Origin of the sequence: Mycobacterium sp. (assembly GCF_040509115.1) — a bacterium.
GTDB lineage: Bacteria > Actinomycetota > Actinomycetes > Mycobacteriales > Mycobacteriaceae > Mycobacterium.
Genome location: NZ_JBEVLO010000069.1, coordinates 1 through 8275 on the forward strand (window position 1 = coordinate 1; position 8275 = coordinate 8275).

Sequence of the window (8275 nt, forward strand, 5' to 3'; positions counted from 1 at the left end):
GCAATCGGCTCGTTTCTGGGCACCTGGGTGTCCTACAAGCTGGGCTACTCGAACCAGAATGGCGGCTTCGAGATCATTCCGTTCCTGGTCGGCGTCATCTTCGCAGTCGTGCTGATCGCCGCCTACCTCGGCATCACCGGTCGCCGAGGCGCCCGCACCCACTGACCTCCCACGAAAAGGGGCACCAGATGACCACCGCAGAAGACCTCCACGGCGATCAGCACGTCGAGCGCTACCTGGAGACCAACGGTGAGGACGGGTTCCGTTGGCGGAACGGGACGAAGATCCTGATCCTGTTCACCACCGGCCGGAAGTCCCACGACCAACGCAGTCACGCACTGATATTCGAGGACTGGGGCGACGCGCACTTGGTCGTCGCATCCAAGGGCGGGACCGACGCACCGCCCGCCTGGTTCCTCAATCTCGAAGCCGATCCGGCCGCCGAGATCCAGATCAAGGGCGACCGCTTCGCCGTCCGCGCCCGCGTGGCCACCGACGAGGAAAAGCCCGACATGTGGGCCAAGATGGTCGCGGCCTGGCCCGACTACGACGAGTACCAGAAGAAGACGGACCGAGTGATCCCGGTCGTCGTCCTCGAGCGCGCTTGACCGTCTGGGCTACGGCCGCAGAATCACCTTGACGCACTCCGGAGTTCGCGCCGCCACCGCGGCGTACGCCTCGGCCGCCGAACTCAGCGGGAAGCGGTGGGTGAAAATGCCGTCGGTCCGCAGCGCCCCGGTCGTCACCAACGGAAGCAGATCGGTCCACGTCTGTTGAATGGGCGCGGTGGTCATCCGCAGGGTGAGACTGCGCACCAGCCCCATCAGGATCGGCAGCGGGTAGGGGGCGAGATCGTGCACGCCCAGCACGGACACGGTCCCGTCGGCACGAACGCAACTCAGCCCGTCGTTCAGCGTGGCGTCCTTCGCGACGGTGTCGATGACACTGTCGGCTCCGCGTCCGTCGGTGTATTCGAGCACCGCGCCCACCGTCGGGCCGTCGAGGGCGGTGGCCCCGGAGTCGACCGCCAGCGATCGACGCCCGGCCACCGGATCGACGGCCAGCACGGTACCCGCTCCCTGCGCGAAAGCCGAACGCACGGCGCACAATCCGACCGCGCCCAGCCCGATCACGACGACCGTCCCACCGGGTGGGATGTCGGCCTTCTTCGCACCGATCCAGCCCGTGGCCAGGTTGTCGGTAAGCAGCAGCGCCGCCTCGTCGTCGACGCCGTCGGGAATGCGCAGCAGTTGGAAGTCGGCGCCAGGCACGGCGACCGCGGTGGCCTGCCCGCCACCGAGCACGCCAGAGCCGAAGATCTGCATTCCCCGCAGACACGTCACAGGGTTGCCCGTCGCGCAGCCGTCGCACCGCCCGCACCCGGTGACCGACGCCGCCAGCACGCGGTCACCGACGTCGACCCTCGACACCTCGTCGCCGACCTCGACCACGGTGCCCATGAATTCGTGGCCGACCGCGATGCCGTCGCCCACCGGCAGGTCGCCGTCATAGAAGTGCAGATCCGAGCCGCAGATCGCAGAGGACTCGACCGCGACGACGGCCCCGTCCGGTCCTGGGAGGACGGGGTCGGATGCCTCGCGGACCTCGACCGCGCCGGGCCCGGTGATGACGACGTTGTGCATCTGGTGTCCCTCGAGGTGGGCCGGCCCTCGCCGCCGACATCAGCGCCGACGCTACCGGCAGTCGACCGGGGTGACGCCGGACCCTGCGCACTTCGCCGAGCGTGGGTCTCGCGCCAGGATCACCTCCGCTCCGTACCCTGGACGGGATGAGCGCCGTACCCGTGAAGACCGTCGTGCTGGACAGCCGCTTCGCTCGCGAGTTGCCGGAGTTGGCCGTCGGCTGGAAGGCCGCGGCGGCGCCCGAACCCCACCTGCTGGCACTGAACGAACCGCTGGCCGCCGAACTGGGTCTCGACGCCGAGTGGCTGCGCAGCCCCGCAGGCTTGGGGTTCCTGGTCGGCGCGGAGGTTCCCGACGGGGCGACACCCGTCGCGCAGGGTTACTCCGGGCACCAATTCGGCAATTACTCGCCGCGCCTCGGCGATGGGCGCGCGTTGCTCCTCGGCGAGCTCACCGACGCCGCAGGCCGGCTTCGCGACGTGCACCTCAAGGGGTCGGGGCGCACGCCGTTCGCCCGTGGCGGCGATGGTTTGGCCGTCGTCGGTCCGATGTTGCGCGAGTACGTCGTGAGCGAATCGATGCATGCGCTCGGCATTCCGACGACGCGCTCGCTGGCCATCGTCGGTACCGGGGCCCAGGTATGGCGCGACACCGCGCAGCCGGGAGCCGTGCTCACCCGGGTCGCCAGCAGCCATCTCCGCGTCGGGAGTTTTCAGTACGCCGCCGCGAGCGGCGACGTCGACCTGCTGCGCCGACTCGCCGACTTCGCGATCGCCAGGCACTACCCCGAGGCGGCGGGCTCGGACAACCGTTACCTTGCGCTCTTCGAGGCCGTGGTCGCCGCGCAGGCGGCACTGGTGGCCAAGTGGATGCTGGTCGGCTTCATCCACGGCGTGATGAACACCGACAACATGACCATCTCGGGGGAGACCATCGACTACGGACCGTGCGCGTTCATGGACGCCTACGACCCGGCGACGGTGTACAGCTCGATCGACCACGCCGGACGCTACGCCTACGGCAATCAGCCAGCGATCGCGCAGTGGAACCTGGCCCGGTTCGCCGAAGCCCTGCTACCGCTGATCGCCGACGAGCAGCAGCAGGCGGTCGACATCGCCGTCGAAGCCCTCGGACGCTTCCGCAGCCAGTACGACGACGCGTGGACCTCCGGCATGCGCGCCAAGCTCGGCGTGAGTCCGACGGTGGAGTCCGACGTGGTGGCACGATTGGCCAACGACCTCCTCGCCCAGCTCCAGCAGAGCCACGTCGACTACACCTCCTTCTTCCGCGATCTGGGCAGGGCGGCCCGCGGCGACGCCGAGCCCGCGCGCGGACTGTTCATGGACCTGGCTGGCTTCGACGTCTGGCTATCGCGTTGGCGTGCAACCGAGCCCGATGCCGACGCGATGGATCGCAGCAATCCCGTCTACATCCCGCGCAACCATCTGGTCGAGGAGGCGCTGGCCGCGGCGACCGCAGGCGACCTCGCGCCGCTCGAGCGACTCCTGGACGCCACCGGGTCGCCCTTCAGCGAGCGGCCCGGCCTCGATCGCTACGCCGCACCCGCCCCCGAGGATTTCGGACCGTACCAAACGTTCTGCGGCACCTGACTTTTCAAGTCCCGTGAGACGGGGGGACGACGCCCTTGCGGATGATGATTCCGCCGTAGAGTCGACGCTCGCCGGTCACGACGGTGAGGTATCCGGCACGCGCCCGGCTCTTGAAGTCATCCGGCTGGATCGGTGTCACGCCACGGTTCGGTGCAACGCGTTCGACGATGTCGGCGAACTCGTCGAAGATCGGGAGCATGTGACCGGGGTCGTCGTAGGCGATCATTCGCCAGGCGCCCGCCTCATCGTCGAGTTCGATGGGCAGCACCGAGAGGATCGCATCCAGAGCGTCGGTGGCGCTCACTCCGTCTAGCCGAATGACCCTGCCGTCGGGCTCGCTGGGAAAGTTAGCGTCGACGATGGCGATGTCCTGTCGGTGTCCCATCGCGCGTAGCGCGTAGAGAAGTTCAGGTCCCAGCAGAGGGTTGACGTTGAGCAGCATGACTACCTTTCGATCGTTCGGTCAGCTGGTGGACGGGTGCAGCGAGTCATCGGGCCGTCGGCGGCCCGCCCCGAGTCGACGAGCACAACGCAGTCGAAAAGCTGTGCACGACAATCGCTCTCGCGATCCATGGTCACGCCTTGGTCGAGCGCATCCGCGACAACGCGTCGACGGTGGCGGCGATGGCAAGGACCAGGCCCGTCACGATCGCGACGACTGCCGCTGGCTGATTCAGCAGACCAAGGCCGTTCTCCACGACTGCGAGGACGAGTCCGCCGATGACGGCGTTGGATACGCGGCCTCGCCCGCCGAACAGTGAGGTGCCCCCGATGACGGCGGCACCCACGGCGAACAGAAGCGTGTTCAGCCCGCCTGCAGTGGGGTCGACCGACCCGACCTTCGAGGAGTAGACGATCGCGCCGAGGGCCGCAAACGAGGCGGAGATGATGAACACGCTTCCGCGAATCTTGGGGACGTCGATGCCTGCACGTCTGGCCGCCTCCGCGTTTCCGCCCACCGCATAGATGTATCGACCGTATGCGGTGTGGTCGAGAACGTAGGTGCCCGCGACGAGCAACGCGAGCACGATCGGCACGACGAAGGGCACCCCTGCGATGACGAGGTTGGCATTCTGCGATCGGTCGATGGTGAGCAGCCCGGTGGCAGCAGCGCCAAGCAGGACGACCGCGGCGACCTTGATCGCCACGACGGACAGGGGTGCCGTGGTGAGACCCCTTCGAGCCCTTCGCTTGTAGCGGGTGAGTTGAAGGCCTGCGAACATCGCGACGGATGCGCCGTAGAGGAGCCAGCTAGTGCCGACGTCGAGATTGCCATTGGCGACCGCACGCAATGTCGGATCGGTGTTGATGCCGAGCACTCCGCCATCGCCGATGAGCAGAAGAATCACTCCCTGCCATGTGAGGAAGAGCGCGAGGGTGATCACGAAGGATGGAATGCGCACCTTCGCAACCAGGAAACCCGAGAGCGTTCCGATCGAGGCTCCCACCGAAACCGCAAGGAGCATTTCGACCCATGGGTTTGCCGGGATGCCGAGCAGGAGGATGGCCGGTGGGATCAGGCCGATCAGGGCTGCGGCCCAGATCCGCATCCAGATCGCCAGTCCCACCGTGGCAAGACCCACGGCGATGAACGTAGCGAAGACGGGCGTCCCCATGGCTCCGAGCATGTTGCCGTTGCTGACGTAGTGCAGCGCAAGCATGGCCGCCGTGACGCCGGATGCCGCTCCCGCCGAGACGTCGATCTCACCAAGCAGGAGGACGAACACCAAGCCCATGGCGATGATGGTTCGCCCTGCCCCCTGCGACAGCAGATTGGCGAGATTGGTGAGCGAGAGGAACACGGGCGAGCTGAACGCGAACATGGCGACGAGCACCGACAGCCCGAAGAGTGCTGGGAGCGTGCCGAGTTCGCCAGATTTGAGTCGTGCCCGGTAGTCGGTGATGGCGCTCGCCAATGACCTGTCGGTGGTGTCGCCGCCGAAGTCGGCCCTGTCGACTCGACCGGCGGTACGTGTGGGGATTGACATTCTGCCCAGTCCTAAGTCAGGTGGTGTGAACTAGCGGAGGTTTCGGGGCGACCAGAGCCGAGGTCGTCGGATCGTCCGGTGGTGATGAGCTGAACGACCTGACTGTGGGTGACCTCGGAGGTCTTCACCTCGGCCACCAGTCGACCGAGATAGAGCACCGCGATTCGGTCGGCGACCTCGAATACGTCGGCCAGGTTGTGACTGATCAGGACGACGCCTCGGCCTTGTTCCGCGAGTCGACGCACCAGGTCGAGAACCTGTCGGGTCTGGGCCACGCCGAGCGCGGCCGTCGGCTCGTCCAGGAGGATCACCTTGGACTCCCAGAGCACCGATTTCGCGATGGCGACGGTCTGCCGCTGGCCACCGGAGAGGGCGCTGACAGGTTGGCGGACGGAACTGATCGTCCGCACGGAGAGCGAGGCGAGGGCGGAGCGGGCCTGCTCCTCCATGGTTTCCTCGTCGAGATACCACGTGGAACCCTGCTCGCGGCCCAGGAACATGTTTTGGACGATGTCGAGGTTGTCCGCCAGGGCGAGGTCCTGATAGACGACCTCGATGCCCAGCTCCGCTGCCGCCCTCGGATCGTGGAGGGTGACGGTCTCGCCCTCGAACCGGAAGGTTCCTGAGTCGACGGGATGGATGCCGGCAATGCACTTGACGAGCGTCGACTTCCCCGCCCCGTTGTCCCCGACCAAGGCGACCACGTTGCCCGCCTCGACCGAGAACGCCACGTCGTGGAGAACGCCGACCGGGCCGAACGACTTGTTTATCCCTTCCAGGGTGAGCAGGCCGGCACTCATTCGATCCCCAGCTCCTGGCAGGCCGCGACCAGATCGGCCGCGCATAGGCTCTGCGCCGTCACATATCCCCCGTCGACGACCATCTTCACGTTGTCCCGAGTGACGACTTCGGGGTCCAGAAGAACCGACTTGATCTCCCGATCGGTCTTGGGATCGACGGTCGTCTGTGAGGCGAACTCGTCTGCGCCTGCGGCGTTTCCGTCCGCGACGAGAGCGGCGAGCTTCGCAGTCGCCTCGGCCTGCGTCTTGATGGCCTTGAAGACGGTCATCAGCTGGTCGCCGCGCAGAATCGACTGGAGTCCGGCCAGGGTGGCGTCTTGCCCGGTTACTGGCACCTTGCCATTGAGGCCGTTCTTCTGAAGGACCGTGATCACGGCTCCGGCCATCCCGTCATTCGCCGCGATCACGCCGTCGACCCGACCACCGTTGCCGGTGAGGATCTGCTCGAAGGTCGTACCGCCGAGCTGGTTGTCCCACCCGGTGATGAACTGGTCGCGGACGAGAACGAGCGTGCGGTCGTCGTACAACGGCTGAAGAACGTTCATCTGTCCCTCGTGGAACTTCACTGCGTTGTTCTCGTCCGGCGCGCCCTCGATCTGAATGACCTGTGCGCCGGGGATGTCGCCGACGGCGTCGACCAACGCCTTGGCCTGCAGCTCACCCACCCGAACGTTGTCGAACGTCACGTAGTAATCGCTGGTGCCACCTGGATTGAGACGGTCGTACGCGATCGTCGGAATTCCAGCGTCGGAGGCCTTCTGCTCTACCGACGCGCCCACTTCCGGGTTGGGAGAGGCGACGACCAGCGCCTTGACGCCACTGGCGATCATCCCGTCGGCGAGGCTGGCGAACTTCTGCACGTCACCCTGCGCGTTCTGAATGTTCGCCGAGTAGCCCTCGCTTTCGATTGCGGACTCCAGATAGGGCTTGTCGAACGCCTCCCATCGAGCGGATGTGGCGGTCTCGGGGAGCAGCACTCCGATCGTTCCCCTTGAGTTCTCGGGTCCCGTCTCACCGCCGTCGGCGGAACCGGGGCCTGCCGAGTTCGCGCCACACGCGCTGAGAACCAGTGCGGCGGCGGCAATCACGGCGGCCAGCGCCATCCGTATGTCGCGGTGTCTTCCTCGCATGATCGTGTTCCTCTTCCTTGAGGTAGTGGGATGTCAGCCGGGGACCGACGAGCCAGACCGCATGCTCGTTTAGATCCGTATTGTTTGTTTTAGACTCGTATGCGAATATAAACCGAGCCTAAACGCAAACGCAATAGGCAATCGACGAGACGGAGTGGAGAGCCATGGGCGACTCATCGCTAGCGGGCAGGGTGGCCGTCGTGACGGGTGCGTCGCGGGGAATCGGCCGTGCGATCGCGCTCGACCTCGCGCGTGCCGGCGCGGACGTGGTGGTTGGCCTGCGAGCGACCGACAGCAACACCGACGTGGTGGGCGAGATCGAATCCTTGGGCCGAGAGGCGATTCCGCTAACGCTCGACGTTCGGGACCTCGACTCGTGCCGGGAACGACTCGACACGATCGCGGAAACACACGGCGGAGTGGACATTCTGGTGAACAACGTGGGCGGCAGCATCGTCAGCAGCGCCCTCGACGTCACCGAGGAAGACTTCGCGGCGGTCTGGGATCTGAACGTGCGCTCGACCTTCTTCCTTTCCCAGCACGTCACGCGCAGATTCTTCAAGGAGCGCGGCTCGGGCAGCATTGTGAACGTCGCATCGCAAGCCGGGATCGTCGCGCTGCCAGGCGAATCCGCCTACTGCGCCAGCAAGGCGGCGGTCATTCACCTCACCAAGTGTCTTGCGGTCGAGTGGGGTGAACTCGGAGTTCGCGTCAACGCTGTCGCACCGACCTTCATCGAGACAGACGGAACCGCCGAAGCCCTTGCCGATCGCGAGTTCCTCGACGACACCCTCGAACGAATTGCCGGCCTCCATCGCGTCGGAGTGCCGCAGGAGGTGGCCGCGGCCGTGACCTTCCTGGCGTCGCCGGGAGCTTCCTTGATCACCGGGCACACACTCGTCGTCGATGGTGGATGGACGGTGCGATAGCCAATGGGCGGGGCGCAAAGACGCAGCTACAGCGTGGGCGCGGACCTCGGCGGCACGAAAGTGTCCGCCGTCGTGGTCGACCCCCATGGCGAGGTGGTGGGGAGCTCCTACCGGCCTCACGACGGCACGGCGTCGGGTGCTGTCGCATCTCTCGCGGCACTAGTGACCGAACTGA

At 66.3% G+C, this 8275-nt stretch carries 9 protein-coding genes; 4 read left to right on the plus strand and 5 right to left on the minus strand.

The features are described 5' to 3' along the window. Both ABW137_RS05075 and ABW137_RS05080 read left to right on the plus strand, forming a co-directional pair. On the plus strand, positions 1 to 165 hold a 165-nt coding region (locus ABW137_RS05075; RefSeq protein WP_526397543.1), incomplete at its 5' end, for a GlsB/YeaQ/YmgE family stress response membrane protein. A 23-nt stretch (positions 166 to 188) separates the two neighbouring features. Continuing rightward, on the plus strand, positions 189 to 608 hold the full coding sequence (locus ABW137_RS05080) for a nitroreductase family deazaflavin-dependent oxidoreductase (protein WP_526397527.1): 420 nt from the start codon (positions 189 to 191) through the stop codon (positions 606 to 608). 9 nt (positions 609 to 617) lie between these two features. Here the strand turns inward: ABW137_RS05080 and ABW137_RS05085 are convergent, their stop codons facing one another. Then, the gene (locus tag ABW137_RS05085; RefSeq protein WP_526397529.1) at positions 618 to 1643 is read right to left on the minus strand and encodes an alcohol dehydrogenase catalytic domain-containing protein; all 1026 of its coding nucleotides are present in this window, start codon (positions 1641 to 1643) and stop codon (positions 618 to 620) included. Positions 1644 to 1789: 146 nt separating this feature from the next. Between ABW137_RS05085 and ABW137_RS05090 the strand changes: the two genes are divergently transcribed. Beyond that, positions 1790 to 3253, plus strand: coding sequence for a protein adenylyltransferase SelO (locus ABW137_RS05090; RefSeq protein WP_526397531.1), 1464 nt, complete (start codon positions 1790 to 1792; stop codon positions 3251 to 3253). A gap of 4 nt (positions 3254 to 3257) precedes the next feature. Here the strand turns inward: ABW137_RS05090 and ABW137_RS05095 are convergent, their stop codons facing one another. From ABW137_RS05095 to ABW137_RS05110, 4 genes are all read right to left on the minus strand, one after another. Next, entirely contained in the window at positions 3258 to 3695 is a 438-nt protein-coding gene (locus tag ABW137_RS05095; RefSeq protein WP_526397533.1) for an RbsD/FucU family protein, read from the minus strand. 133 nt (positions 3696 to 3828) lie between these two features. Continuing rightward, positions 3829 to 5241 carry a sugar ABC transporter permease gene (locus tag ABW137_RS05100; protein WP_526397535.1) on the minus strand — a complete coding sequence of 471 codons (1413 nt, stop codon included), beginning with the start codon at positions 5239 to 5241 and terminating at the stop codon, positions 3829 to 3831. Between the two features lie 11 nt (positions 5242 to 5252). Beyond that, positions 5253 to 6041: an ATP-binding cassette domain-containing protein gene (locus ABW137_RS05105; protein ID WP_526397537.1), complete on the minus strand. Its 789-nt coding sequence runs from the start codon at positions 6039 to 6041 to the stop codon at positions 5253 to 5255. After that, complete coding sequence (locus ABW137_RS05110; protein WP_526397539.1) at positions 6038 to 7171, minus strand: sugar ABC transporter substrate-binding protein; 1134 nt, start codon at positions 7169 to 7171, stop codon at positions 6038 to 6040. The genes ABW137_RS05105 and ABW137_RS05110 overlap by 4 nt, the downstream gene beginning before the upstream one ends. Before the next feature lie 164 nt (positions 7172 to 7335). Between ABW137_RS05110 and ABW137_RS05115 the strand changes: the two genes are divergently transcribed. Beyond that, positions 7336 to 8100 carry an SDR family NAD(P)-dependent oxidoreductase gene (locus ABW137_RS05115; RefSeq protein ID WP_526397541.1) on the plus strand — a complete coding sequence of 255 codons (765 nt, stop codon included), beginning with the start codon at positions 7336 to 7338 and terminating at the stop codon, positions 8098 to 8100. The last annotated feature ends 175 nt before the right edge of the window (positions 8101 to 8275 follow it).

Coding starts and splice junctions, on each gene's coding strand:
- ABW137_RS05105 (WP_526397537.1), bottom strand. CDS start 6,041: ATGAGTGCCGGCCTGCTCACCCTGGAAGGGATAAACAAGTCGTTCGGC.
- ABW137_RS05110 (WP_526397539.1), bottom strand. CDS start 7,171: ATGCGAGGAAGACACCGCGACATACGGATGGCGCTGGCCGCCGTGATT.
- ABW137_RS05090 (WP_526397531.1), top strand. CDS start 1,790: ATGAGCGCCGTACCCGTGAAGACCGTCGTGCTGGACAGCCGCTTCGCT.
- ABW137_RS05115 (WP_526397541.1), top strand. CDS start 7,336: ATGGGCGACTCATCGCTAGCGGGCAGGGTGGCCGTCGTGACGGGTGCG.
- ABW137_RS05080 (WP_526397527.1), top strand. CDS start 189: ATGACCACCGCAGAAGACCTCCACGGCGATCAGCACGTCGAGCGCTAC.
- ABW137_RS05100 (WP_526397535.1), bottom strand. CDS start 5,241: ATGTCAATCCCCACACGTACCGCCGGTCGAGTCGACAGGGCCGACTTC.
- ABW137_RS05095 (WP_526397533.1), bottom strand. CDS start 3,695: ATGCTGCTCAACGTCAACCCTCTGCTGGGACCTGAACTTCTCTACGCG.
- ABW137_RS05085 (WP_526397529.1), bottom strand. CDS start 1,643: ATGCACAACGTCGTCATCACCGGGCCCGGCGCGGTCGAGGTCCGCGAG.